Consider the following 25,634-nt stretch of genomic DNA (forward strand, 5'->3'; position numbering starts at 1 on the left):
CGTGGGGTCGGGGCAGGGCAGCGCTTCGTAGAAGGGAATGCTCCCATCCTCGGGCGCCAGCGCCAGCGCGATCAGCGGCCCGCCAAAGCCGTTGAACTCGGTGTCGAGGAAATATCTCAGAACTGGTGCCCCGTCCGGTCGCGTTTGGTGGCGAGATAGCGTTCATTGTGCGGGTTGGGCGGCAGGAAGTGCGGCACCCGCTCGGCCACCCGGATTCCCGCCGCTTCCAGCGCGGCCACCTTGTCGGGATTGTTGGTCAGCAGCCGCACCTGGTGTTGGCCGAGCAGCGACAGCATCTTCGCCGCGGTGGCGAAGTTGCGCGCGTCGATCGCGAAGCCCAGCCGGGTATTGGCGTCGACCGTGTCGAAGCCCTGGTCCTGCAGCGCATAGGCGCGCAGCTTGTTGATCAGCCCGATCCCGCGCCCCTCCTGGCGCAGATAGAGCAGCACGCCCCAGCCGCTGGCCCGGATTTCGCGGATCGCCGCCTGGAGCTGGGGCCCGCAATCGCATTTCAGGCTGCCCAGCACGTCCCCGGTCAGGCACTCGCTGTGCAGGCGCACCAGCGGCGGGTTGCCGTTCGGCTCGCCGATCAGCAGCGCGACATGCTCGCCGGGCATCTCGTCGGTGCGGAAGGCGACGATCTCGCTATCCTCGGCATCGGCGACCGGCAGCCGGGCGCGGGCGACGATGCGGAGGCGGTCGGCATCCTCGTGCGCGTCGATGTCCGCGGGAAGGATCATTTCCTCGCCAGCCGCGCGGCGCACGAAGAAAGCCGGGAGCAGCCCCGCGACGCGGGCCAGCCGCAACGCCGCCGCCGCCAGTTCGGGCTCCGCCAGCGGAATCGCCCGGAAGGGCCCTTTCAGGGGCGTGGCGAGATCGAACTGGGGATCGGCGAGCGCCGTCGCCATGTCGAAATCGAGCCATGGCGCACGCGCCACCAGCACCGGGGCATCGGGTGTCGCCGCATCGCGCTGGTTGGCGAGCTTGAGGGTTGCCGCGCGTCCGGCCGAGAGCAGCAGGTCGGCCGTGCCCGCCTCGTCGAACGCCGCGAGCCGCCGGGCATCGCCGGTCTCGACCGCGAGCAATGCGAGGTCCCCGATCGCCACGGGCCAGCCCCGGCGCAGCGCATCGATGGCGCGGGCCGCCTGGTGCGCGCTCAAAGGTCGAACTCGGTGACGATGGGCACATGGTCGGAGGGCTTGAGCCAGGAGCGGCAGGGCTCGCAAACCTTGTGCGACACGGCTTTCGCGGCAACGTCGCGGCTCGCCCACATGTGATCGAGCCGGCGGCCGCGGTCGGACGCCGCCCAGTCCTTCGCCCGGTAGCTCCACCAGCTATAATAGCGCGCCGGCGCGGGGATGAAGTGGCGGCCGAGATCGACCCAGTCGTTCGCCGCCTGGAGCCGGCCCAGCGTCGCCACTTCGATCGGCGTATGGCTCACCACGTCCAGCAGCTGCTTGTGGCTCCACACATCGCTTTCCAGCGGCGCGACGTTGAAGTCGCCGGTCAGGATCGAGGGGACGGCCAGCCCTTCTGACCAGGTGATCATGCGCTCGAGGAAATCGAGCTTCTGGCCGAATTTCGGGTTCACCTCGCGGTCCGGAACATCGCCCCCGGCGGGGACATAGACATTCTCGAGCCGCACGCCGCCCGGCAGCCGCACGCCGACATGGCGGGCCTCGCCGTTCGCCTGCCAGTCGAACCGGTCGTCCTCCACCACCGGCACGCGGGCGATGATCGCCACGCCGTGATGCATGCGCTGGCCGTGCTTGATGATGTGGTCATAGCCGAGCGCGCGGAACGGAGCCTCGGGGAAGTCCCCGTCGATCACCTTGGTTTCCTGGAGGCAGAGGATGTCGGGCGCTTCCTCGCGCAGGAACTGCTCGACGATCTCGATGCGGAAGCGGACGGAGTTGATGTTCCAAGAAGCGATCTTCATCGGGCGGGATTTAGGCGGTGTTTCGCCCGCGCACCAGTGGGGGAGGCCCGGACAAGGAAAGGCCCCCGCTCCGGGGGCAATGGAGCGAGGGCCGACCTAGCGTTCGTCACGCAGGCGGGAAGTGAAGATCCCGAGCAACAGGGGGAAAATCCCGGGTACGCCCTCACATCCGCAAGACAGGTTCTAGGCTGGCCAACCTGTCGCCAACATGAACGATGTTCAGCTTAGCGCGGGCCCTGGCGGCGGGGATCGTTCCAGCGGAACGTTCCGTCGCTGACGTTCGTGTTGAACGCCTGGTCCGACAGGCGGATCGTCGTGCGGTTGTTCTGCGAATCGAGCGCCACCCAGCCCTGGAGCATCAGCCCGCCCGGCGCGGTGGCGTTCTTCTGGAAGATCAGGGTGATGCGGCCATATTCGGGGTGATCCGTGTCATGCACCTCCACCGAGACGAGCTGGTCGCTGCCGGTGGGGATCACTTTGGCGAACTTGGCGATGTCCTTCTTGGGGTTGAGCAGCACGGCGAGCGGCGAGTTGCCGATCGGCCAGCGCTCGACCTGGCGGACCTGATAGTCGATGAAATAGAGGCTGCGCCCGTCGGCGACGATCAGCTGCGGCACGCCCTTCTGATATTGGAAGCGGATCTTGCCCGGGCGCTTCAGCGTCATCGTGCCGGTGAGCGTGCGGCCGTTGCGGTCGGTCTGCGCGAAGCTGGCGGTCATCGAGCTCACGGCTTCGAGATGCTGCTGTACCTGGGCGAGCTGGTCGACAGGCGCCGGGGCCGCGATCGGGGCCGGCGCGGGCGCCGCCGAAATCAGCATGGGCGCTGAAAGGGCGAGGCTGAGGGCGAGGGGCCGTGCAAACACGTGTCGATTCTCCGAAATTGCGGCTGATGCCCTGGGGGCAGGGGCTTGAATGTCCCCTGAACCCGCCAAGCGCGGTTTTCGATCCCGTCTAGAGCTGGCGGCCGTCGGTATCCATCAGCACTTCCCGGCGGCCGACATGATCAGGGCGCGAGACGAGCTCGTCCTTCTCCATCCGCTCGATCAGGCGCGCGGCGCTGTTGTAGCCCACGCGGAGCTGGCGCTGCAGCCACGAGGTCGAAGCCTTCTGGCTCTCCGCCACCAGCTGGATCGCCCGGCGATAGAGCTGGTCCTCGGGCGAATCGTCGCCCTCGGGCGCGCCGTCCAGGCTGAAGCCGCCATCCTCGGGCTCCTCGGTGACTGCGGAGATATATTCGGGCGTGCCCTGCGCGCGCCAGTGATCGGACACGGCCTGGACTTCGTCGTCGCTGACGAACGGGCCGTGCACGCGGACGATCTGCTTGCCGCCCGGCATGTAGAGCATGTCGCCCTTGCCCAGCAGCTGCTCGGCGCCCTGCTCGCCCAGGATGGTGCGCGAATCGATCTTGCTGGCGACGTAGAAGGACAGGCGGGTCGGCAGGTTCGCCTTGATCACGCCGGTGATGACGTCGACCGAGGGACGCTGCGTCGCCATGATCAGGTGGATGCCCGCCGCGCGCGCCTTTTGCGCCAGCCGCTGGATCAGGAATTCCACTTCCTTGCCCGCGGTCATCATCAGGTCGGCCAGCTCGTCGACGATCACCACGATCTGCGGCAGCGGCTGGAGGTCGAGCGCTTCCTCCTCGTAGATCGGCTTGCCGGTGTCGGGGTCATAGCCCACCTGCACCTTGCGGCCGAGCTTCTGGCCCTTCGCCTTCGCCTGGCGCACCTTGTCGTTGAACGAGGCGAGGCTGCGGACATTGGCATGCGCCATCATCCGGTAGCGGTCCTCCATCTGCTCGACCGCCCATTTCAGCGCGCGCACTGCCTTGGCCGGCTCGGTCACCACATCGGCAAGCAGGTGCGGGATGTCCTTGTACATGCTCAGCTCGAGCATCTTGGGATCGATCATGATCATCCGGCACTGCTCGGGCGTGAGCCGGTAGAGCAGCGAGAGGATCATGCAGTTGAGCCCCACCGACTTGCCCGAGCCGGTGGTGCCGGCGACGAGCAGGTGCGGCATCGGCGCCAGGTCGGCGATCACCGGATCGCCCGCGATGTTCTTGCCGAGCACCAGCGGCAGCGTCGCTCCCTGATCCTCAAAGGCCTGGCTGGCGACCAGTTCGTGCAGATTGACCGATTCGCGCGCCGCATTGGGCAGCTCGATGCCGATCACGCTGCGCCCGGGGATGGTGGCGATGCGCGCCGAGGTGGCGGACATGTTGCGCGCCACGTCGTCGGCGAGCTGGATCACCCGGCTCGCCTTGATGCCTGCCGCCGGCTCGAGCTCGTACATGGTGACGACCGGGCCCGGCCGCACCTCGACGATCTGGCCCTTCACGTTGAAATCGTCGAGCACGCTCTCGAGCAGCCGGGCGTTGCGCTCCAGCGCCGCCTTGTCGATCCCGGCATTCTTGTTGACCGGCGGCGGCTTGAGCAGGTCGATCGAAGGCAGCTGATAGCTGTCCTTGAAATCGAGGCTGGTCTGGGTCGGCGGCTTGGTCCGTGCGGGCGAGGGCGTGAGGTTGCGATCGGCGATCACCGGGCCGGGCCGGGTGTCGGGCACCACTGTCTTGCGCGGTTCGCGGCCCTCGCGGATTTTCGGCTCGGGTGCGGCGAGCTCCTTCTCCGGCGCGCCGAGCAGGGCCGTCTTGCCCGGCCCCTTGAGGCTGGGGATGCCCGGCAGGCTCACGCGCTCGGGCAGCGAGAAGTCGAGGCTGCGCCACCAGATGAACAGGCCGATCAGCCCGCAGACCAGGCCGAGGCCGCGCCCGGCCCACCAGCTGATCACCGGATCGCCGGCAAAGCCGATCAGCCAGTTGAAGAAGCCGGCGATCGACAGGCCGACCACGCCGCCCCAGCCGCCCGTCAGCGACAGCACCGCGTCGGCGGAGAAGAAGGCGAGCGCGGTGGCGGTGAAGACCACGCCCAGGCTCACGCCGCGGAACATGGTGCCCCAATTGCCCACCGGCCGGTCCTTGAGCAGGCGATAGGCGACGATCAGCCCGATCGGCAGGAACAGCACCACCGCGGGGCCGAGCAGCGCGAACAGGAAATCGGCGGTCCAGGCGCCGGGCTCGCCCATCCAGTTGCGGGCGGGGCCGGCGGCCGCGGTGTTCATCGACGGATCGGTCGGCTGATAGCTGCCCAGCGCCACGCCGAGCGCGAGCACGCCCAGGAACAGAGCGGCTCCGCCGATCACCGCGCCGCTGCGGCGCGCGCCGGCCTTCATGGTTTCGCGCCAAAGCGGCGCCTGTGCCCGGGACGCCATGCCCAGCCTCCAGATTTTCAGGGGTGCGGGCCGGTTAATCGCCTGAGCGGACTCCGGCGTCAAGCGTTCCCCGCACGTTCCGCCGCATCCCGCGCGGGGATGACGGACGGGAAGGGAGGCGCTACGGCGGGTCCATGGATCGCGCAGACGTTCTCATCCTCGGCGGCGGGCTGGTCGGCTCGGCGCTGGCTACCGCGCTCGATGCGCATGGCATTTCCTCGATCGTGATCGATCCCGCCGATCCGGCGCAGATCCTCGCCGCCCGGCACGACGGCCGCGCCTCGGCGATCGCCAGCGCGCCGATGCGGATGTTCGAGGCGATCGGCGTGGCGGCGCGGCTGGCGGGTAAGGGCTGCCCGATCGCGGGCATCCGCGTCTCGGACGGGCTCGATCCCGGCAAGCTCGATTTCGCGCCCGGCGAAGGCGAGGGCGCGCTCGGCCACATGTTCGAGAATCGTGTCCTTCGCACCGCTCTCTACGAAGCCGCGGTCGCGGCGCCGCTCGCCGATATGCGCATGCGGACGCGCGCGCTCCGCGTGGAGCGCGGCGCGTTCGGCGTCTCTGCCGAGCTGAGCGACGGCACCACGGTCCATGCCCAGCTGCTGGTAGGGGCCGAGGGCCGCAACTCGCCGACGCGCGAGGCCGCCGGGCTCAGCACCGCGCGCTGGAGCTATGATCACGCCGCGATGGTCGCCACGCTCGGCCATGAACGCAGCCACGAGAACATCGCCTTCGAGATCTTCTATCCGACCGGCCCGTTCGCGATCCTGCCGCTCCTGGACGACGCGCACGGCCATCGCTCGGCCGTGGTGTGGACGGTCCATGCCCGCGACGCCGCCGGCATGATGAAGATCTCCGAGCGCGCCTATCTGGCCGAGGCGGAGAAGCGCATGGGCGGGTTCCTGGGCAGGCTGGGCCCGCTCACCGCGCGCTTCAGCCATCCGCTCGGCTTTCACCATGCCGCCTGGATCACCAGCGACCGGCTGGCGCTGGTCGGCGACGCCGCGCACGGCATCCATCCGATCGCGGGGCAGGGGGTGAATGTGGGCTTTCGCGACGTCGCCACGCTGGTCGAGGTGCTGGTGGACGGCAAAAGGCTGGGCCTGGACATGGGCGACCCGCAGCTGCTCGCGCGCTATCAGCGCTGGCGCGGGCTCGACACCTTCATGGTCGCCGCCGCCACCGACGGGCTGACCCGCCTGTTCGGCATTCCCGGCAAGACCGCCAGCGCCGTTCGCCGCTTCGGCCTCTCCGCGGTCGACCGGCTGCCGCCGCTCAAGCACTGGTTCATGGCCGAGGCGCGCGGCGAAAGCGGCGACGTGCCCAAGCTGCTGCAGGGGATGCCCGCCTAGAAATTTCGGGGAATGGCAGGATGAGCTGGGATTTGTACGCGCAGGATTTTCCGCCCGTCGCTTCGGTCGAGGACATTCCCGAGGACTTCGATCCCCAGCCACTGGGTCCGCGCGATACGGTGATCTTGAAGATCAGGGCCGTGCTGCCCGACGTCGATTTCAGTGACCCCGGCTGGGGCCTGCTCAGGCGTGAGGGCTGGTCGATCGAGTTCAATTTGGGAAACGATGCGGAATGCAGCGGCGTCTCGCTTTACGTGCGCGGCGGTGGCGCTGATGCGATGGAAGTGGTCGATTCGATCCTGCATGCGATAGGTGCACGCGGCATCGACCTCCAGACCAGCAGGTTCTTCACGCTGGAAGCCGCCCGAAAAAGCTTCGGGACATGGCAGGACTATCGCGATCAGGTCGTGGCCGAATATGTGCCGGCACCCAAACGGGGCTTGCTTTCCCGCCTTTTCGGCAAATAGGGAGCACCCTATTGCAGCGTCCCCTCGTCGCCGTCGTGGCGGCCGAAGAACTGCATCAGCTGGACGATCAGCTCCGATCGCTCGGCCAGAGTGTCCGCCTCCAGCAGCGCCTGTTTCGAAGCGACGTCGAACGGCGCGATCTGGGCGATGCCGTTGACCAGCGATTCGTCGTCCAGCCGGCTCACCGCCTCCCAGTCGACCGCATAGCCGAGGCCATCGGCGAAGCGCCGCGATTCGATCTCGAGGGCGGCGCGCTCGGCCATGGCGAGCACTTCGATGTCGCCCGCCTGTTCCAACGCGGCCTCGACCTGGCGGAACGGCGTCGTGACGTCGAGCTCGCGCACCAGGGAGAAACGGGCCAGCCCCTCGAGCACGATGTCGAAGCGCCCGTCGTCGAGCGCCTCCACTTCGGCGATGCGCCCGACACAGCCGATCTCGAACAGGGCCGGCGAATCGCCCGGGCCGCGCGGTTGGATCATGCCGATCCGCCGGTCGCGCGCCAGCGCGTCCGAGACCATCGCCCGGTAGCGCGGCTCGAAGATGTGGAGCGGCAGGTGCATGCGCGGGAAGAGCAGGGCCCCGCCCAGCGGGAATATCGAGAGGCGCGAGAGCGTCCCGCCGGGAATCATCCGAACAGGATCGCCGACAGCTTGCGGCGCTGCGCCGCGACCCAGGGATCCTCGATCCCGGCGGCCTCGAACAGCTTCAGCAGCCGCTGGCGCGCCGCGCCCTCGTTCCATTCGCGATCGTCGCGGATCATGCCGAGCAGCGTCGCGGCGGCCGCATCGCGATCCCCCGCCGCCATCTGGCCGCCGGCGAGCTCGTAGCGCGCTTCCATGTCACCCGTCGCCGCCTGCGCGGCGAGGCCGCTCAGATCCTCGACCGGGCGGGCCTCCTTCGCCAGCGCGATCGCGGCGCGCGCCTGTTCGATCTCGGCGCCCTTGGCGTCTCCCGGCAGGGCGGCGAGCACGGCTTCGGCCTCCTCGGTCCGGCCCAGCGCCAGCAGCGCGCGCGCGCGGCCGGCGGCGACCGCGCCATGCTCGGGCGCCATCTCGGCAATCTGCTCGAAGATCGCGAGCGCGCGCTCGGCATCGCCTTCGGCCAGCACCTGCTCGCCCATCGCGATCAGCGGCTCCAGCTCGGCCTCCGCCTGCGCGTCGGCGCTCTGCACCGGAAGCTGGCGCAGGATCTGGTCGAGCATGGTGCGCAGCTGCGATTCGGTGCGCGCCGAGCTGAGGTCGGCGACCAGCTGGCCCTGGAACATCGCATAGACAGTGGGGATCGAGCGGACCTGGAACTGGTTGGCGATGAACTGATTCGCATCGACATCGACCTTGGCGAGGACGACGCCCTTGCCGGCATAGTCGGCGGCGACCTTTTCGAGGACCGGCGCCAGCGCCTTGCAGGGGCCGCACCATTCCGCCCAGAAATCGATGATGACGAGACTGGTCATCGAGGGCTCGACGACGTCGCGGCGGAACGCGTCGACGGCATCCTTCTCCGCGGGGGTGAGTCCAAGCGTGGCCAAGGCGCGTGCTCCTGAAAAAAGTGCTTCGTGGTTTCGCGGCGATATGTGGGCTTTCGCGCGTCATGCGCCAAGCCTCTAAAAAAGTTGCATCCATGGGGTTGCCCACCCCCAAAGCCGGTGCTAGTGGCCGCGCCTCACCCGCCCGGTGCGCTGATCGCCCGGGCCAAAACGCCAGAGCGGGCGTAGCTCAGGGGTAGAGCACGACCTTGCCAAGGTCGGGGTCGAGGGTTCGAATCCCTTCGCCCGCTCCAGCGTTTCCTGCCGGATCCCCGGCACTTTCCAGGGAAGCGTCGAAATCGCCCCGGCCGCTGCCGATGGCGCTCCGGGTATCGCCCGGAGCAGCGGTGCTGCGCCTGGCCGTCGAGCCGGGCCGATCCGTCCGATTCGGACATGCCGGGCTGCCGGCCATTTCAGCCTGGGTACAGATTCCGGCGGCGATAAGCCCCGCCATGTTCGGCAAGTCCTTCCGGGCGATCCTGCCCGCGCTCGCACTCTCCTCCACGCTGGTCGCCTCCGTGGCGGCCGGCTCGCCATCCGATGCGCCGATCGCCAGCGAGTGGCGCAATCCCGGCAACAGCGTCCATGTCCGCATCGACGAATGCGGCGGCGCGCTGTGCGGCACCATCACCTGGGCGAGCGAAGGGGCGATCGCCGATGCCCGGCGCGGCGGCACCGAGCAGCTGGTCGGCACGCGCCTGTTCCGCGACCTCAAGCCCGCCGGTCCCGGCAAGTGGAGCGGCAAGGTGTTCGTGCCCGATATCCGCCAGACCTTCTCGGGCACCATCCAGTTCCAGGACGGCGACAAGATGGTCGGCAAGGGCTGTGTGCTGTTCGGAGTCGTCTGCAAGGCGCAGACCTGGTCGCGGGTGCGTTGAGCGGGTTTGGCCGCAGCCTTCGGGCTGGCGGCGCGGCGCGGAGCGGCTAGGGTCGGGCGCATGAGCATGGCACCCATTCGAGTCGGCATCGGCGGCTGGACCTTCGAACCCTGGCGCGGGACCTTCTATCCGGAGGGGCTCAGCCAGAAGAAGGAGCTGGAATATGCCGCGCGGCAGCTGACCGCGATCGAGATCAACGGCACCTATTATTCCAGCTTCAAGCCGGCGACTTTCGAAGGCTGGGCGAAGACGGTGCCCGACGGTTTCGTCTTCGCCGTGAAGGGCTCGCGTTTCTGCACCAATCGCAAGGTGCTGGCCGATGCCGGCGAATCGGTGGCGAAGTTCGTCGGCCAGGGAGTCGTGGCGCTGGGGGATCGGCTGGGGCCGCTGATGTGGCAGTTCATGGCGACCAAGAAGTTCGACGCCGCCGATTTCGGCGCGTTTCTCGACCTGCTGCCGCGCGCGCATGAGGGCGTGGCCCTTCGCCACGCCGTGCAGGTCCGTCACGAGAGCTTCGCCGTTCCCGAATTCGTCGCGCTGTGCCGCGGGGCCGGCGTCGCGATCGTCTATGCCGATTCGCCGCAATATCCCGCGATCGCCGACGTGACCGGCGACTTCGTCTATGCCCGGCTCGAGGCGGGCGAGGACGACAATCCCTTCTGCTATCCCGAAGCCGATCTTCCGCGCTGGACCGCGGCGGCGGGGACCTGGGCTTCGGGCGGCCGCCCGGAAGGCCTGCCCTATGTCGAGGACCGGGACCCGCCGGCGGTGCCGCGCGAAACCTTCCTGTTCTTCATCCATGGCGGCAAGGTGCGGGCGCCGGCGGCGGCGCGGGAACTGATCCGGCGACTCGGCCAGTCAACTTGACCGGAACACCTCCGAAATGGTTTAAACAATTGCCAGATCGGTAGTAAACTGAGAGGTTTCGACACAATTTTGCAGTCCTGCAACTTGGCAGAAACATTACAGCCAAGATGCGTGCCTTTCTGGATACAGAAGAAAGGCAAAACGCGAGCCTGCCTTTTCGGCGCTTTACGCGCGAATCCGCGACTCTCATCCCGAAGCCAGTCCATGCCGTTACGGCGGCACGGCCGGCTCACACCCCGCGCAACGCTAGCGCTGGGCAGTAGGGAAAGGGTACCATGTTCAAGCGTAATATCGCTCGTACGCTCCGTGCGGGGACCGCGCTCTCGGCGCTGTCTCTGGCCGCGAGCCTCCTCGCCGTCCCCGCTTTCGCGCAGGACACCGCCCCCGCCTCCACTCCTACCCCCAGCCAGAACCAGCCCGCGGCCGACGATGCCGAGATCGTCGTCACCGGCTCGCTGTTCGCGACTCGGGTGACGACGTCGCCGGTAACCACCGTCACGGCCGAATCGCTCGATCAGCGCGGCATCAGCACCGTCCAGGACGGCCTGCAGCGCCTGGCCGCCAACAACGGACCCTCGCTCACCAACAGCTTCTCGGCCAATGGCGCGTTCGCCGGCGGCGCGTCGGGCATCTCGCTGCGCGGCCTGACGACCAACTCGACGCTGGTGCTGTTCGACGGCCTGCGTGCGGCCTATTATCCGCTCGCCGACGATGCGACCCGCAACTTCGTCGATCTCAACACGATTCCGGACGACATCGTCGACCGCGTCGAAGTGCTGAAGGACGGCGCTTCGTCGACCTACGGCGCCGATGCGATCGCGGGCGTGGTGAACATCATCACCAAGCGCAGCTTCACCGGCCTTTCGGCCCGGGCCGAGGCCGGCGTCTCGCAGGACGGCATCGCGGCGACCCAGCGCTTCTCGGTGACCGCCGGCACCGGCGACCTCGATCGCGACGGGTTCAACGCCTATATCAGCGGCTTCTATTATCACGCTGATTCGGTCAACAACCGCGACCTGCCCTATCCGTTCAACTCGGACAACCAGACCGGGATCGGCGGGCCGAACAACCTGATCAACGGCGACAATTTCGGGACCACCTCCGCCGGCTCGAACCTTTATGTCGCGCCGAGTTCGGGCGGCCGCTACCAGCTGCTCGGGAGCGGCTGCGCCAATGGCACGCCGATCCAGACCACGGCGGCCCAACAGGCCGCCAGTGGCCTGGTGCCCACGTCAATGTGCCAGCAGGACATGGTCAACCGCTACGGCGTGGTAGCGCCGGAGATCGATCGCTTCGGCTTCACGGCGCATGTCGCCAAGACGTTCGGCGATTCGACCGAGGCCTATCTGGAGCTCAACTTCCAGCAGTCGCGCAGCCAATATTCGGGCCTCCCTTCGTCGATCTACGCCAATGCGCCGGCGGGCATCTATTCCCCGCCCTATTCGACGCGCGGCAGTGGCCCGAGCTTCGCGCCGGGCTCGGGCCCGCTGACGCTGCCGGTCTATGTCTGCGCCGCGCGGGTGAACTGCACCGCGGCCAACGGCACGCTCAACCCGAACAATCCCTTCGCGGCTTCGGGCCAGACGGCGCTGCTAATCGGCGGCATGCCCAACATCACGCGCTATGACGAGACGCGCAGCCGCGTGTATCGCGCCGCCGCGGGCATCAAGGGCAGCTTCGGCGACGACTGGAACTACAAGATCGACGCGACGGCGATGCACACCGATCTGCGCCGCACGTCCAACGGCTATATCTATATCCAGCATCTGCTCGACGTGATCGCCGACGGCACGTACAATTTCGTCAATCCCTCGGCCAACAGCGCCGCGATACAGAGCTATCTGGCGCCGGAGCTCAACGTCGATGCCTCCTCGGATCTCTACCAGGTCCAGGCGAGCGTGAGCAAAGCGCTGTTCCAGCTCCCGGGCGGTCCGGTCCAGCTCGCCGTCGGCGGCTCGCTCTTCTACGAGGCGGTCGATGCGCCTTCGGCGAACAGCGACATCAACGGGCCGACCCAGCGCTACTTCACGATCAACGCGTTCGGCACCGAGGGGCACCGCACGGTCGCCTCGGCATTCGGCGAGCTGAGCGTGCCGGTGTTCGAGTTCCTCGAGCTCAACGCGTCGGGCCGCTATGACCATTATTCGACCGGCCAGAGCAATTTCTCGCCGAAGGTCGGCGCGAAGATCAAGCCGTTCGAGATGCTGACCCTGCGCGGCAACTGGTCGCGCGGTTTCCGCATCCCCAGCTTCGGCGAGGCGAACGCATTGCCGACCACGGGCTATGTCACCAACTCGGCCGGCCTGTTCAACGATGCGTATCTGGCCCAATATGGCTGCTCGGTCGCGACCTTCAGCACCGCCTGCCCGCAATATCTGCGCACGGCGAGCTATGGCCAGACCACGCTCGCCTCGCCGGACCTGAAGCCGGAGAAATCGCGCAGCATCACGCTGGGCGCCGTCTTCCAGCCGCTGCACAGCGTCTCGATCAGTGTCGATTACTTCAACATCAAGAAGACCGATGCGATCACGTCGCTCTCCTCGGGCGTGGCGCTCCAGGCCTATTATGCCGGCAATCCGATCCCGGCCGGCTACACGATCATCCCCGACGCGGCGGATCCGGCCCATCCGGGCGCGCTGCCGCGCGTGGCCTATGTCCAGTCGCACTATGTCAACGCCAACACCCAGAAGGCGGAAGGCATCGACTTCGCCGCGAATGGCCGCTTCCGCTTCGGCGACGTGACCTGGACGAGCAACCTCGACGCGACGCTCATGCTGGAGCTCAGCACCACGCTGCCCGACGGCACGCGCCAGACCTATGTCGACACGCTCGGCAACTTCAACCTCACGGCGGGCACGGGCACGTTCCGCTGGCGGGGCAGCTGGCTGAACAGCTTCGCGATCGGCAACTATACCCTCAGCGGCACGGTCAACTACACCTCCGGCTACAACCTGTCGGCGATGGACCAGGGCAATGCGTATGAGGATTGCGGCCTGGCGCCGTCGCCCGCCTATACCGGCTGCCGAGTGAAGAGCTACATCACGTTCGACCTGAACGCGACCGCCAAGATCGCGGACAAGTTCACCATCTACGCGAATGTGCTCAACCTGTTCGATCGCCTGCCGGGCATCGATCCGGTCACTTATGGCGCGTATCTCTACAATCCGGTCCAGGCCGGGGACAACATCTATGGCCGCCGTTTCACGGTGGGTGCCAAGGTCAATTTCTGATCCTTGGACGGGCCTGAAAGGAAAAGGGCGGTCCCGAAAGGGGCCGCCCTTCTTCGTTCCGGTGCCTGCCGGGGTCAGGGCCGCCTGGGGCTGGCCCGCTCGGCGGCCATGCGCTCGCCGTCGATCATGATCGGCGTGGCGATCCCCGGCAGGCCGTCACGCTCGATCTTCATGCCCCGCGCCGCCACCTGCGGATCGGCGAACACCTCGTCGACCGTGTTGATCGGCCCGGCCGGCACGCCTTCGGCCTCCAGCGCCTCGTAGAGATCGGCCTTGGCCCATTGCCGGATCGCCGCCTCGAGCAGCGGGATCAGCGCCACGCGGTTCACCACCCGCTGGGGATTGGTCGCGAAGCGCGGATCGGTGCCGTATTCGAGCCCGAGCACCCCGCACAGCTTGCGGAACTGCGAATCATTGCCCACCGCGATGATCAGCTCGCCATCCTTCGCGTGGAACGCCTGGTAGGGCACCAGATTGGCGTGTCCGTTCCCCATCCGGTGCGGCACCTTGCCCGATGCCATCCAGCCCAGTGCCTGGTTGGCGAGCACGCCCACCTGGGTGTCGAGCAGCGCCATGTCGATATGCGCGCCCGCGCCGGTAAGGTCGCGCTTCCTCAGCGCCGCCAGGATCGCCACCGCCGAATAGACGCCGGTGAAGATGTCGGCATAGGCGATGCCGGCCTTTTGCGGCGCGCCGTCGGGCTCGCCGGTCAGCGACATGAAGCCGCCCATGCCCTGGATGATGAAGTCATAGCCCGCGCGCGGCGCATAGGGTCCGGTCTGGCCGAAGCCGGTGATCGAACAGACGATCAGCCGGGAGTGGCGCGCCCGCAGCGACGCCGCGTCGAGCCCGTATTTCAACAGCCCGCCGACCTTGTAGTTCTCGATCACCACATCGGCGTCCGCCACCAGCGCGTGCACCGCCGCCTGCCCCTCGGGGGTGGCGATGTCGATCGCCCGGCTCGTCTTGCCGCGGTTGCAGGCGTGGAAATAGGCGGCGTCGCGATTCTCGCCCTCGGCGTCGTGGAGGAAGGGCGGCCCCCAATGGCGGGTGTCGTCGCCTTCGCCCGGCCGCTCGACCTTCACCACCTCGGCGCCCAGATCGGCGAGCAGCTGGCCGCACCACGGGCCGGCGAGGATCCGCGCCAGCTCGACGACCCTGATCCCCTCCAGCGGCTTCATGGCCGGGTAATCTCGTAGATCAGGTGCGGCTTCATCTCGCCCGCCATCATCCGCTCGACCGTGCCCGGCCGCGCCACGCCGCCGATCTTCTCCATGGCCCGGCGCGAGCGCAGATTCCCGACGCCCACGGTGAACACCGCAGTGCGCACGAACCGGTGGATGTGATCGAGCATCAGCCGCTTGATCTCGCGATTGTAGACGCCGCCCCAATAGGCCCGCGCCAGATAGGTCCAGCCGATCTCGATCTCGTCGGCCTCGGGCACCCAATTGTCGAAGCGCGACGAGCCGATCACGGTGCCGGTCGCCTTGTCGACAATGGTCAGCGCTCCGCCGCTGGCGATGCCGGCGTCGAAATAGGCGCGGAATACCGGCTCCTGCCAGCGGTCATGCGCCGGATGCACTTCCCAGAGGAGCGGATCGGAGGCGACCGCGAACAGCGCGTCCCAGTCCGCCGGCGTGCTGGGGCGCAGCATCACCAGCCCGCCTTCCAGCATCGGCTGCCGATCGGGTGCCATCAGAACGCCGCGATCCCGGTGATCGCCCGGCCCAGGATCAGGCCGTGGACGTCGTGCGTGCCTTCATAGGTGTTGACCGTCTCGAGGTTGATCGCGTGGCGCATCACATGGAATTCGGCCGAGATGCCGTTGCCGCCATGCATGTCGCGCGCGATGCGGGCGATGTCGAGCGCCTTGCCGCAATTGTTGCGCTTGATGATCGAGATCGCCTCGGGCGCGAGCGTCCCCTCGTCGAACATCCGGCCGGCCCGCAGCGCCGCCTGCAGCCCGAGCGCGATCTCGGTCTCCATGTTGGCGAGCTTGAGCTGCACCAGCTGGTTCGCCGCCAGCGGCTTGCCGAACTGGGCGCGGTCGAGCGTATATTGCCGGGCGGCGTGGAAACAGGCCTCGGCCGCGCCCATGCTCCCCCAGGCGATGCCGTAGCGGGCGCGGTTGAGGCAGCCGAACGGCCCCTTCAGCCCCTGTACCTCGGGCAGCAGCGCGTCCTCGCTCACTTCCACCCCGTCCATCACGATCTCGCCGGTGATGCTCGCGCGCAGGCTCAGCTTGCCTTCGATCTTGGGCGCCGAAAGGCCCTTCATGCCCTTTTCCAGGACGAAGCCCTTGATGCCGCCGCCATGCGCCTCGCTCTTCGCCCAGACGACGAACACGTCGGCGATAGGCGAGTTGGTGATCCACATCTTGCTGCCGGTCAGCCGGTAGCCGCCGTCGATCTTCGCCGCGCGCGTGCGCATGCCGCCGGGATCGGAGCCGGCATCGGGTTCGGTCAGCCCGAAACAGCCCACCCATTCGCCGGTGGCGAGCCTGGGGAGATATTTCCGCTTCTGCGCCTCGGTGCCATAGGCGTTGATCGGGTGCATCACGAGCGAGCTCTGCACCGACATGGCCGAGCGATAGCCCGAATCGACGCGCTCCACCTCGCGCGCGACCAGCCCATAGGAGACATAGCCGAGCCCCGCGCCGCCATAGGCTTCGGGAATGGTCGCGCCGAGCAGGCCCAGCGCGCCCATCTCGGCCATGATCTCGCGGTCGAACCGCTCTTCCAGATAGGCGCTGGTCACGCGCGGCAGCAGCTCGCCCTGCGCATAGTCGCGGGCCGCATCGCGGACCATCCGCTCCTCGTCGGTCAGCTGCGCATCGAGCCCGAAGGGGTCCGACCAGTCGAACCGGCCCATCTCTGCCATTTCCTCGTCCTTCTCTCGTCGGCCCGGCCAAGGCCGGGTGTTGCTCCGCCGTCCCGCTTAATGGCTCCGGTTCCCGGCGCGCGTCGGGATGACGGCATGGGGTATGCGGTGCGGCTATCCCGCCTGCCGGGCGGGCGGCGACGGCACGTCCATCGCGGCGCGTTCGATCTCGGCAAGGCCGGCACGGGCCGCGACATAGCGCCGGGCGGCACCGGTCCAGCTCTCGGCGACCGCGACGCCGGGCATATGGGCCACCTCGGCGAGCGCCGCCTCGACATCGCCGCGGTCGAGCGCGCGGCGGGCACGGCGCAGCCGCTCGGCGGGGAGCGGGCTCGGCGTGTCGGCCTGGCGCAGCACCACCAAGTCGCCGAGCATCCGGCGCACCCGGTTCCACAGGCTGTCGCCCGGATCATTGGCGAGGCGCGGCCCCAGCGTGTCGAGCGCGAGCCGCAGATCCTCGAGCGTCACCGGCTGGGCGGCGGCGCGCAGGATCGCGGCGACGGCGTCGCCGTCATGCTCGCCGAAACGCTGCTTGAGCTGGCCCTCGAGCGGTCCCAGCGGCTGGCCGCGCTCGAGCGCGCGCCGTGTCGCGAGGACGATCAGCATCCGCTCGGCGCGCGTCGCATAGGAAGCGGCATTGCGGGCGCTGCCGTCGGCGTCGCGCAGGCGCAGCTCGATCTGATCCAGCTTGCCCGCCAGCAGCGTCTCGCGCGCGCTGAGCGTGGCGAGGTCGGTGCCCGGCGGCAGCGCCGGCACCACCGGCTGCGCGCTGGCATTGGGAGAGGGCAGGGGCGCCGGCGCGGGCGGGCGCGGCGAAAGCCCGCCGGCCAGCCCGACGGCGGCGATGGTCACGCCGATCCCGCCGGCGAAGGCGATCGTGCCGATCAGGCTGGCGCTGCGCCACCAGGGCACGCGCGGCGCCGCGGGCGCGAAGGTCTCGTCGCTCATGGGGCCCTTATTCGCCGCGTGGCCCGGCCCGGTCAATCGGCGAGCTGCAGGGCGAGTGCGATCAGCGTGTCCGCCCGCAAGTCGGCGGCGACGGCGACGCGGAGCCAGCCCCGGCCCGCCGCTTCGGCCGCGCGTGCACTGATCGCTGCGATGCCGGTGGCTGCGCGGTGATCCGGCGCCACCAGCTCGGCGAGCCGTGCCCCGGCCCGGGGGGACTGGACGAGCGCGACCGCGCCGTGCAGCCGCGCTGCCTGTTCGGGCGCGATCGGCAGCGGTTCGCTGGCATAGACGGTGATCGCCCGGGCGATGATGCCGCCGGCTTCGAGCATCCGATCGCGCCCGCCCAGCAGCAATGCCCGGCGCACGCCGGCGGCTTCGGCTGCGGCCACCAGCGCGGCCCCGTCGCCGGTGCCGGCATGGGCGACGGCGAAGCCCGCCCGCCGCGCCGCAGCGGCGGTCGCGCCGCCCACCGCATGCACCGGCAGGCTCCGCAGCGCGGCCAGCTCCGTCCCGCCATGGCGCAGGGCATTGGCGCTGGTCAGCAGCAGCGCGTCGAACGCTGCCGGATCCGGAGCGCACCAGTCGACCGGCGCGGCGGCGAACAGCGGCAGGCGGATCGCCATGCCCCCCGCCGCTTCGATCGCCGCGATGGTCGCGCCGTTGCCGGGCTCGGGCCGGAGCACGGCGATCGGGCGGCTCACCCCTCGAACAATCGGCGGACCGCTGCCGGCGCGCGTGCCAGCAGATCGCGGGCGAGCGCGGCGGGCAGCGCATGGTCGAGCGGCGCGCCCTCGATCGCGCCATGGACATGCGCGGCGCCGTCCTCGGAAAGCAGCTCGGCCTCGAGCGTCAATATGCCTCCCTCGATCGTCGCCAGCGCGGCGACGGGTGAGTGGCAGCCGGCCCGGAGCGCAGCGAGCAGCGCCCGCTCGGCGGCGATGCAGCCATGGGTCTCGACATGGTCGATCGCGCGCAGCAGCTCGCGGGCATGGGTGTCGTCGGCGCGGATCTCGACGCCCACGGCACCCTGGGCCGGGGCGGGGAGGAGGATGTTGGTGGGGATCGGCGTGCCGACGTCATGGCGCCCGAGCCGGGCCAGCCCGGCGGCGGCGAGCAGGGTCGCGTCGGCTTCTCCCTGGGCCAGCCTGGCCAGCCGCGTGTCGACATTGCCGCGGAACAGCACGATCGACAGGTCGGGCCGCAGCTTGCGGATCTGCGCGGCGCGGCGCGGCGAGCTGGTGCCCAGCACGCCGCCTTGCGGGATCGCCGCGATGGATGCGGCGCCCACCAGCCGGTCGCGGACATCGGCGCGGGGCAGCATCGCGGCGATCGCGATCATCTCGGGCCGCAGGGTCTCGACGTCCTTCATCGAATGGACCGAGGCGTCGATCTCGCCGGCGAGCAGGGCGCGGTCGAGCTCCTTGGTCCACAGCGCCTTGCCGCCGATCTCGGCGAGCGGACGGTCCTGCACCTTGTCGCCGGTGGTGCGGATCACGACGATCTCGAAGTCGGTCACCGGCCGCGCGTGCGCGGCGGCGAGCGCGTCGCGCACCATCTCCGCCTGTGTCAGCGCGAGCGGCGAGCCCCGGGTACCCAGTTTGAAAACGGCCATGTCGTTCGCCTTACCGGCTCGTGTGCCGCTTGTCGAAGCGGACACTCTTGTTCGCGCGGAGGCACAGGGAGGGCAGAGGGTTTCGAGGCCTCTACGCGGCGGTTTTACTTCTCCGCGCTCTCCGCGCCTCCGCGCGAACAAAAATCCCGAACTTCGACAATCGCCTCCCGACACCCTAGATGCGCAAGCAACGGAGTATGAAACGAACGACATGGCCCTGATCCTCGGCCTCGAATCGAGTTGCGATGAAACCGCCGCCGCATTGGTCACCACCGATCGGCGGGTGCTGGCGCACAAGCTGGCGCGGCAGGAGGCTGCCCATCGCCCCTATGGCGGCGTCGTGCCCGAGATCGCCGCGCGCGCGCATGTCGAGGCGCTCGGCCCGCTGATCGAGGGCGCGTTCGCGGAAGCGGGCGTCACCCTCGCCGATGTCGACGCGGTCGCCGCCACGGCCGGCCCGGGCCTGATCGGCGGAGTCATGGTCGGCCTGGTCGCCGGCAAGGCGCTCGCGCTGGCGGGCGGCAAGCCGCTGATCGCGATCAACCATCTGGAAGGGCACGGCCTCTCGCCGCGGCTCACCGATCCGGACCTCGCCTTTCCCTATCTGCTGCTGCTCGTCTCGGGCGGCCATTGCCAGCTGCTGCTGGTCGAGGGCGTGGGCCGCTACCGGCGCCTCGCCACCACGATCGACGACGCCGCCGGCGAAGCGTTCGACAAGACCGCCAAGATGCTCGGCCTCGGCTTTCCCGGCGGTCCGGCGGTCGAGGAAGCGGCGGCGCGCGGCGATCCTCGGGCGGTGCCGCTGCCGCGTCCGCTGCTCGGCTCGGCGGAGCCCCATTTCTCCTTCGCGGGCCTGAAGAGCGACGTGGCGCGCAAGGTCGGCCGCTATGGAGTCGAGGATATCGCGGCCTCGTTCCAGCAGGCGGTGGTCGATTGCCTGGTCGATCGCACGCGCCGGGCGATGGCGCAGGTGCGGGCGACGGCGCTGGTCGTCGCCGGCGGCGTCGCCGCGAACAAGGCGGTGCGCGGCGCGCTGGAACGATTGGCGGCGGAAGCCGGCATGCGCTTCGTCGCGCCGCCGCTCTGGCTCTGCACCGACAATGCGGCGATGATCGGCTGGGCGGGGGCCGAACGGTTCCTCGCCGGGTTCAGCGATCCGCTCGACACGCCGGCGCGGGCGCGCTGGCCGCTCGATCCGGATGCGGAGAAGGTGCGCGGCGCGGGAGTGAAGGCATGAGGATAGGGGTGATCGGCGGCGGCGCCTGGGGCACGGCCCTGGCCCAGGTCGCGGCGCGTGGCGGCGAGGACGTGCTGCTCTGGGCGCGCGAAGACGAAGTCGTCGAGAGCGTGAACACCCGTCACCGGAACGATCTGTTCCTCTCCGGCGTGCCGCTCAGTCCCTCGATCCGCGCCACGCGGGCGCTTTCGCAGCTTTCGGACCGGGACGCGCTGCTGGTGGTCGCGCCCGCCCAGCATGTCCGCGGCGTCCTTTCCCAGCTCCCCGTCGGCACCACGCCGCTGGTCCTCTGCGCCAAGGGGATCGAGGCCGGCACCAAGCTGCTGGTCGGCGAGGTGGCCCATCAGGTCGCGCCCGGGGCGCCGCTCGCAGTGCTGTCCGGGCCCACCTTCGCCCATGAGGTCGCGGCGGGCAAACCCACCGCCGTCACGCTGGCCTGCGAGGACGAGGGGCTGCGCGCCCGCCTTGCCGAGCGGCTGGCCGGCCCCGCCTTCCGCACCTATGGCTCGGCCGACCTGGTGGGGGCGGAGATCGGCGGGGCGGTCAAGAACGTCCTCGCCATCGCCTGCGGGGTGGTGGAGGGCGCCGGCCTCGGCCTCAACGCCCGCGCCGCGCTCATCGCCCGGGGCTTTGCCGAGATGACGCGCTTCGGCCTAGCCCGCGGTGCCCAGGCGGAGACGCTCACCGGCCTGTCCGGCCTGGGCGACCTGGTCCTCACCTGCTCCTCCACCAATTCGCGCAACTTCTCGCTCGGCCTCGGCCTCGGCCAGGGGAAGCAGGCGGCGGCGCTGCTGGCCGATCGCAAGACGGTGGCCGAGGGCGCCTTCACCGCGCCCGTCCTGCGCGAAGCCGCGCGGGACGCGGGAATCGACATGCCGGTGACGGAGGCGGTCAACGCCCTGCTCGAAGGCGTTCCCGTGGCGCAGGTGATCGAAGTGCTGCTCAGCCGGCCCCTGCGGGAAGAAATGGCATGAAATGGGCGGCGATGCTGCGGGGCATCAACCTCGGCAAGCGCCAGCTCAAGTCGGCGGAGCTCAAGGCGGTGGTCGAGGATATGGGCTTCACCGAAGTCAGGACGATCCTCGCCTCGGGCAATGTCGTGTTCGAGGCCGGCGACGCGGCGCCCGAGGCGCTCGAGCGCGACCTCCACGCCGCGCTGGAGAAAGCCACCGGCCTCAAGTCCGAGGTGTTCGTGCGCAACCGCGCCGATCTCGAGAAGCTGGTCGAAGCCAATCCCTTTCCCGAGGAAGCCAGGGAGCGGCCGAGCTATCTGGTCGTCAGCTTCCACCACGCGCCGCCGGACCGGGCGGCGATCGACCGGCTGGCCCAAGGCTATGACGGCCCCGAGCGCATGATGGTGGTCGGCCGCGAGCTGTTCACCGACTTCCCCGAGGGCCAGGGCCGTTCGAACCTGATCCCCGCCCTGCAAAAGGCCAGGCTCGCGCACGGCAATACCGGGCGCAACTGGAATACCTTGCTCAAGCTGCTCGCCGCGCTGGACGACTAGAAATCGACGGCGATGCCCTTCAGCTCCCAGTCGCCATAGCGGGTGGGATCCTGGCCGAGCGGGTCCTTCGTCTCCTTCGCCGGCGCGGGCTCGGGCACCGGCGGGCTCGGCGTCAGATACGCGGGCGGTTTCACATTTGCGGGGCGCTGGGCCATAGGCGGCAGATCGTCCTTCCCATCGCCGAGGTCAAGTGAAGCCGCCGCGCCGCCATTCTCCCCGTCCTTCTCCCCGCCAGGCGCCCGATGCCCCCGGCGTCCCCACGCGCCGCGCCGCGCTCAGGCTGCTCGATGCCGTGCTCCGGCGCGGGCTGGCGCTGGAGCAGGCGCTCGACTCGGCCGCGCAGGGCCTTGCCCCCAATGATCGCGGCCTGGCCCATGCCATCGCGGCCGAAGTGCTGCGCCGGCTCCCCGATCTCGACGCGCTGATCGATTCGGCGACGAAGCAGCGCCTGCCCGACGACGCCAAGGCGCGCTTCGCGCTGCGCATCGCGCTCGTCCAGGCGCTCGCGCTCGGCACGCCGGGCCATGCCGCGATCGCCACCGTGCTGCCGCTCGTCGACGGCGGGCCGCGCAAGCTGGTGCACGGCGTGTTCGGCGCGCTGGTCCGCCAGGGCGCGATGCTGCCCGAGCCGCCGACTCTGCCCGATGCGGTGGCGCTGCGCTGGCACGCCGCCTGGGGCGACCAGATGATCGAGGATGCCGAGCGCGCCATCGCGGTTCCGCCGCCGCTCGATCTCACGCTGCGCGATCCCGCGATCGCGCCCGACCTGCCCGGCGCCAGCCTGATCCCGGGCCATCTCCGCCTCGACGAGAAAGGCGCGGTGGCGATGCTGCCGGGCTATGCCGAGGGCCAATGGTGGGTGCAGGATCTCGCGGCCTCGCTTCCCGCCCGGCTGATCGGCAAGGTCGAACCCGGGGGCAATGGCACTGCGCTCGATCTCTGCGCCGCGCCCGGGGGCAAGACGCTCCAGCTCGCCGCCGCCGGCTGGCGGGTGACCGCAGTCGACATCTCCGAAAGTCGTCTGGCGCGACTTCACGAGAATCTGGAGCGTACCGGCCTCGCCGCCGAGGTGATCGCCGCCGATCTGCTCGGCTGGGCGCCGGCCGCGCCGGCCGACGCGGTGCTGCTCGATGCGCCGTGCAGCGCCACCGGCATCTTCCGCCGCCATCCCGACGTGCTCCACCGCGTCCGGCCGAGCCTGATCCGGGAGATGGCCGAGCTGCAGGGCAGGCTGCTCGCGCGCGCGGCGGACTGGGTGCGGCCGGGCGGCACGCTCGTCTTCTCGACCTGTTCGCTCGAGCCCGAGGAAGGCGAGGCGCAGCTGGCGGCGTTCCTCGGGGCGCGTTCCGACTATGCGATCCTGCCGGTCCGGCCCGAGGAACTCCCCGATGGCGTCATGCCGCGCGCGGACGGGAGTTTGCGCCTGCTCCCCGGAACGCTTGGCGATGCCGGCGGGTTGGACGGTTTCTTCATCGCGAGGCTCGTCCGCAACGGCTGAGGTTGCGCGCGAATCGCGGGGTGCCTAAGGATTCGTCATGGCCGTCCGCATCGCACCTTCGATCCTCTCCGCCGATTTCGCCAGGCTCGGCGAGGAAATCCGCGCCATCGACGCGGCGGGAGCCGACTGGATCCATGTCGACGTGATGGACGGGCATTTCGTGCCCAACATCACGATCGGGCCGGGCGTGATCAAGGCGCTGCGCCCGCACAGCGCCAAGCCGTTCGACGTGCATCTGATGATCGCCCCGGTCGATCCGCTGCTCCAGGCGTTCGCGGATGCCGGTGCCGACTGCATCTCGGTGCACCCGGAATCGGGCCCGCACCTCCATCGCACGCTCCAGACGATCAAGGGCCTGGGCAAGCGTGCCGGGGTGGTGCTCAATCCCTCCACGCCGGTCGACGCCGTCGACTATGTCATGGACATGATCGACCTCATCCTGGTGATGAGCGTGAATCCGGGCTTTGGCGGGCAGAAGTTCATCGAGAGCCAGCTCGGCAAGATCGCCGAGCTGCGCAGGCGGATCGATGCCAGCGGCCGCGCGATCGACCTGGAAGTGGATGGCGGCATCGACCGCGAGACCGCGCCGCGCGCCATTGCCGCGGGCGCCGATGCGCTGGTCGCCGGCACCGCCACCTTCACCGGCGGGCCCAGCCACTATGCGGCGAACATCGCCGCGCTGCGAGGCGGGTGAGCGATGGCGGCATCGACTCCGGGGCCGACGGAGTCGAGCAGGGCAAGCGGCTCATCCGCACCGGCGGGGAACGCGGGCTCAGCCTCGCCGAGCGCATCTCCGAGCGCTTCCAGCGGCTCGCCTGGCGCACGCCGCTCCACAATATGCGCCTGAAGGGCCGGCATCCCCTGAAGCTGATCGCAGTCGGCGAGGACCCGTTCTTCGGCGATGTCGAGCGCGGCAATGCGCTGCTCGACGGCCATATATTGTTCCGCGGCGAGCAGCGCGCGATCGCCGGGCTCGACTTCGCCCGGCCCGACTGGTCGGCGGCGATGGGCGTGTATCTCCACGGCTTCAGCTGGCTGCGCGATCTCTCCAGCGTCACCACCCGCGTCACCGCGGCGCCGATCGCCGAGGCGCTGACGCAGCGCTGGCTCGCCGTGCATGGCGACAAGGTCTCCGATCCCGCCTGGCGCGCCGACCTGGTCGGCCGGCGCATCCTGGCCTGGACGGCCCATGCGCCGCTGATCCTGTCGGCGAACGACCTGGTCTATCGCTCCTCGGTGCTCCATGCGCTCGCCAAGGGTGCGCGGCACCTCGATCGCGCCGCCGATCGCGTCCCGCTCGGCACGCCGCGCATCGCCGCCTGGTGCGGGGTGCTGGCCGCCGGGCTGATGATCCCGGGCGGCGATCCGCGCCGTTCCTTTGGCGAGACCGGGCTGCGCCGCGCGCTCGAACAGTCGATGTTCGACGATGGCGGCACCGTCGGCCGCTCGCCGGCCGGCCAGCTCGACGCGGTGCAGCTGCTTTCGGTCCTGGCCAATGCCTATGCGGCGCGCCGGCTCGAGCCGCCGGCCTTTATCGGCTCGGCGCAGGCGCGGATGGTCACCGCGCTGCTCGGCGTCTGCCATGGCGACAAGGGGCTGGGCAGCTGGCAGGGCAGCGCGCCCGTGCCCGGCGCGCTGATCGAGCAGGCGGTGGAGGCGACCGGCGTGCGCACCCGCCCGCTCAAGCAGGCCCGCGAATGGGGCTATCAGCGCCTGGGTGCCGGCGGCACCGTGCTGATCGTCGACGCGGCGCCGCCGCCGCTCGCGCGGCTGGCCGCGGGCGGCTGCGCCTCGACGCTCGCCTTCGAGCTGTCGGACGGGCCGCACCGGATCGTCGTCAATTGCGGTGGCTCCAACATGGCCAATGCCGCGGTGCCCGCCGCGCTGAGCGAGGGCCTGCGCACCACCGCCGCGCATTCCACCCTGGTGCTGGCCGACAGCAATTCGACGGCGATCCACCCGGACGGGTCGCTCGGTCGCGGCGTGGTGGAAGTCGAGCTGGCCCGTACCGAGAGCGAGAATGGCAGCCGGATCGAGGCGAGCCATGACGGCTATGTCCGCCGCCTGGGCTTCGTCCATCGCCGGCTGATCGCGCTGGGCGGCGACGGGCGCGACGTGCGCGGCGAGGACATGCTGCTGCCCGCCGACAAGCGGAAGCGCAAGGCGAACACGCCGTTCGCGATTCGCTTCCACCTGGCGCCCCAGGTCGAGATATCGCCCACCGCGGACGGGCAGGCGGCGATCCTGCGCCTGCCGAGCGGACATCTCTGGCAGTTCCGCTGCAAGGGCGGCCTGCTGGCGTTCGAGGATTCGCTCTGGATCGACGGCACCGGCAGGCCGGTGGCGACGAAGCAGCTGGTGATCACCGGCGAATCGCTCGCGGGTGGTGCAAACGTCAGCTGGCTGTTCCACCGCGCGAAGTGA

At 69.5% G+C, this 25,634-nt stretch carries 24 protein-coding genes and 1 tRNA gene; 12 read left to right on the forward strand and 13 right to left on the reverse strand.

What is annotated here, in order from left to right; genetic code table 11:
• Positions 1-116: 116 nt before the first annotated feature.
• The 4 genes from ribA to OMP43_RS00350 all read right to left on the reverse strand — a co-directional run bounded on the left by ribA (position 117) and on the right by OMP43_RS00350 (position 5,209).
• Positions 117-1,160 carry a GTP cyclohydrolase II gene (gene ribA, locus OMP43_RS00335; protein ID WP_280277450.1) on the reverse strand — a complete coding sequence of 348 codons (1,044 nt, stop codon included), beginning with the start codon at positions 1,158-1,160 and terminating at the stop codon, positions 117-119.
• Positions 1,157-1,939: an exodeoxyribonuclease III gene (locus tag OMP43_RS00340; RefSeq protein WP_280277451.1), complete on the reverse strand. Its 783-nt coding sequence runs from the start codon at positions 1,937-1,939 to the stop codon at positions 1,157-1,159. The genes ribA and OMP43_RS00340 overlap by 4 nt, the downstream gene beginning before the upstream one ends.
• A 224-nt stretch (positions 1,940-2,163) precedes the next feature.
• Entirely contained in the window at positions 2,164-2,757 is a 594-nt protein-coding gene (locus OMP43_RS00345) for an outer membrane lipoprotein carrier protein LolA (RefSeq protein ID WP_280278081.1), read from the reverse strand.
• Between the two features lie 133 nt (positions 2,758-2,890).
• On the reverse strand, positions 2,891-5,209 hold the full coding sequence (locus OMP43_RS00350) for a DNA translocase FtsK (protein ID WP_280277452.1): 2,319 nt from the start codon (positions 5,207-5,209) through the stop codon (positions 2,891-2,893).
• Between the two features lie 134 nt (positions 5,210-5,343).
• Here OMP43_RS00350 and OMP43_RS00355 point away from each other — a divergent pair, with 134 nt between their 5' ends.
• Together OMP43_RS00355 and OMP43_RS00360 are read left to right on the forward strand one after the other, a co-directional pair.
• Positions 5,344-6,561 (forward strand): UbiH/UbiF/VisC/COQ6 family ubiquinone biosynthesis hydroxylase, encoded by a 1,218-nt coding sequence (locus tag OMP43_RS00355; RefSeq protein WP_280277453.1) that lies wholly within the window; start codon positions 5,344-5,346, stop codon positions 6,559-6,561.
• 20 nt (positions 6,562-6,581) lie between these two features.
• Complete coding sequence (locus OMP43_RS00360; protein ID WP_280277454.1) at positions 6,582-7,028, forward strand: hypothetical protein; 447 nt, start codon at positions 6,582-6,584, stop codon at positions 7,026-7,028.
• An 8-nt stretch (positions 7,029-7,036) separates the two neighbouring features.
• Here the strand turns inward: OMP43_RS00360 and OMP43_RS00365 are convergent, their stop codons facing one another.
• Complete coding sequence (locus tag OMP43_RS00365) at positions 7,037-7,657, reverse strand: LON peptidase substrate-binding domain-containing protein (RefSeq protein ID WP_280277455.1); 621 nt, start codon at positions 7,655-7,657, stop codon at positions 7,037-7,039.
• On the reverse strand, positions 7,654-8,556 hold the full coding sequence (locus tag OMP43_RS00370) for a tetratricopeptide repeat protein (RefSeq protein ID WP_280277456.1): 903 nt from the start codon (positions 8,554-8,556) through the stop codon (positions 7,654-7,656). Before OMP43_RS00370 ends, OMP43_RS00365 begins: the two co-directional genes overlap by 4 nt.
• Before the next feature lie 176 nt (positions 8,557-8,732).
• Between OMP43_RS00370 and OMP43_RS00375 the strand changes: the two genes are divergently transcribed.
• From OMP43_RS00375 to OMP43_RS00390, 4 genes are all read left to right on the forward strand, one after another.
• Positions 8,733-8,807 (forward strand) — tRNA-Gly (locus tag OMP43_RS00375).
• A gap of 198 nt (positions 8,808-9,005) precedes the next feature.
• A complete protein-coding gene (locus OMP43_RS00380) occupies positions 9,006-9,431 on the forward strand; it encodes a DUF2147 domain-containing protein (RefSeq protein ID WP_280277457.1) in 426 nt (141 codons plus the stop codon).
• Positions 9,432-9,491: 60 nt separating this feature from the next.
• On the forward strand, positions 9,492-10,298 hold the full coding sequence (locus OMP43_RS00385; RefSeq protein WP_280277458.1) for a DUF72 domain-containing protein: 807 nt from the start codon (positions 9,492-9,494) through the stop codon (positions 10,296-10,298).
• Positions 10,299-10,573: 275 nt separating this feature from the next.
• Complete coding sequence (locus tag OMP43_RS00390) at positions 10,574-13,528, forward strand: TonB-dependent receptor (protein ID WP_280277459.1); 2,955 nt, start codon at positions 10,574-10,576, stop codon at positions 13,526-13,528.
• Between the two features lie 74 nt (positions 13,529-13,602).
• On the opposite strand, the gene OMP43_RS00395 is transcribed toward OMP43_RS00390, so the two are convergent.
• From OMP43_RS00395 to hemC, 6 genes are all read right to left on the reverse strand, one after another.
• Positions 13,603-14,709 carry a CaiB/BaiF CoA-transferase family protein gene (locus tag OMP43_RS00395; RefSeq protein ID WP_280277460.1) on the reverse strand — a complete coding sequence of 369 codons (1,107 nt, stop codon included), beginning with the start codon at positions 14,707-14,709 and terminating at the stop codon, positions 13,603-13,605.
• Positions 14,706-15,224 (reverse strand): GNAT family N-acetyltransferase, encoded by a 519-nt coding sequence (locus OMP43_RS00400; protein WP_280277462.1) that lies wholly within the window; start codon positions 15,222-15,224, stop codon positions 14,706-14,708. The genes OMP43_RS00395 and OMP43_RS00400 overlap by 4 nt, the downstream gene beginning before the upstream one ends.
• Positions 15,224-16,408 (reverse strand): acyl-CoA dehydrogenase, encoded by a 1,185-nt coding sequence (locus tag OMP43_RS00405; RefSeq protein WP_280277464.1) that lies wholly within the window; start codon positions 16,406-16,408, stop codon positions 15,224-15,226. Before OMP43_RS00405 ends, OMP43_RS00400 begins: the two co-directional genes overlap by 1 nt.
• Before the next feature lie 114 nt (positions 16,409-16,522).
• Positions 16,523-17,356 (reverse strand): hypothetical protein, encoded by an 834-nt coding sequence (locus OMP43_RS00410; protein ID WP_280277466.1) that lies wholly within the window; start codon positions 17,354-17,356, stop codon positions 16,523-16,525.
• Positions 17,357-17,388: 32 nt separating this feature from the next.
• Complete coding sequence (locus OMP43_RS00415) at positions 17,389-18,057, reverse strand: uroporphyrinogen-III synthase (RefSeq protein ID WP_280277467.1); 669 nt, start codon at positions 18,055-18,057, stop codon at positions 17,389-17,391.
• The gene (gene hemC / locus OMP43_RS00420; protein WP_280277469.1) at positions 18,054-18,968 is read right to left on the reverse strand and encodes a hydroxymethylbilane synthase; all 915 of its coding nucleotides are present in this window, start codon (positions 18,966-18,968) and stop codon (positions 18,054-18,056) included. The genes OMP43_RS00415 and hemC overlap by 4 nt, the downstream gene beginning before the upstream one ends.
• Before the next feature lie 211 nt (positions 18,969-19,179).
• On the opposite strand from hemC, the gene tsaD reads away from it, so the two are divergent.
• The 3 genes from tsaD to OMP43_RS00435 are packed head-to-tail and all read left to right on the forward strand — an operon-like array spanning position 19,180 to position 21,712.
• Positions 19,180-20,205, forward strand: a complete 1,026-nt coding sequence (gene tsaD / locus OMP43_RS00425; RefSeq protein WP_280277471.1) for a tRNA (adenosine(37)-N6)-threonylcarbamoyltransferase complex transferase subunit TsaD — start codon at positions 19,180-19,182, stop codon at positions 20,203-20,205.
• On the forward strand, positions 20,202-21,179 hold the full coding sequence (locus OMP43_RS00430) for an NAD(P)H-dependent glycerol-3-phosphate dehydrogenase (RefSeq protein ID WP_280277472.1): 978 nt from the start codon (positions 20,202-20,204) through the stop codon (positions 21,177-21,179). The genes tsaD and OMP43_RS00430 overlap by 4 nt, the downstream gene beginning before the upstream one ends.
• A complete protein-coding gene (locus OMP43_RS00435) occupies positions 21,176-21,712 on the forward strand; it encodes a DUF1697 domain-containing protein (protein WP_280277473.1) in 537 nt (178 codons plus the stop codon). Before OMP43_RS00430 ends, OMP43_RS00435 begins: the two co-directional genes overlap by 4 nt.
• Here the strand turns inward: OMP43_RS00435 and OMP43_RS00440 are convergent.
• Positions 21,709-21,867 carry a DUF1674 domain-containing protein gene (locus OMP43_RS00440; RefSeq protein ID WP_280277475.1) on the reverse strand — a complete coding sequence of 53 codons (159 nt, stop codon included), beginning with the start codon at positions 21,865-21,867 and terminating at the stop codon, positions 21,709-21,711. The two genes, OMP43_RS00435 and OMP43_RS00440, sit on opposite strands and share 4 nt — an antisense overlap.
• Before the next feature lie 35 nt (positions 21,868-21,902).
• Here OMP43_RS00440 and OMP43_RS00445 point away from each other — a divergent pair, with 35 nt between their 5' ends.
• Genes OMP43_RS00445 through OMP43_RS00455 form a run of 3 tightly spaced genes read left to right on the forward strand, consistent with a single transcriptional unit; the run spans position 21,903 to position 25,634 of the window.
• Positions 21,903-23,210, forward strand: coding sequence for an RsmB/NOP family class I SAM-dependent RNA methyltransferase (locus tag OMP43_RS00445; RefSeq protein WP_280277476.1), 1,308 nt, complete (start codon positions 21,903-21,905; stop codon positions 23,208-23,210).
• 37 nt (positions 23,211-23,247) lie between these two features.
• The gene (gene rpe / locus OMP43_RS00450; RefSeq protein WP_280277478.1) at positions 23,248-23,904 is read left to right on the forward strand and encodes a ribulose-phosphate 3-epimerase; all 657 of its coding nucleotides are present in this window, start codon (positions 23,248-23,250) and stop codon (positions 23,902-23,904) included.
• The gene (locus OMP43_RS00455) at positions 23,901-25,634 is read left to right on the forward strand and encodes a heparinase II/III family protein (protein ID WP_280277479.1); all 1,734 of its coding nucleotides are present in this window, start codon (positions 23,901-23,903) and stop codon (positions 25,632-25,634) included. Before rpe ends, OMP43_RS00455 begins: the two co-directional genes overlap by 4 nt.

The sequence above is a fragment of the Sphingomonas sp. CBMAI 2297 genome (genome assembly GCF_029870595.1).
Taxonomy (GTDB): Bacteria; Pseudomonadota; Alphaproteobacteria; order Sphingomonadales; family Sphingomonadaceae; genus Sphingomonas.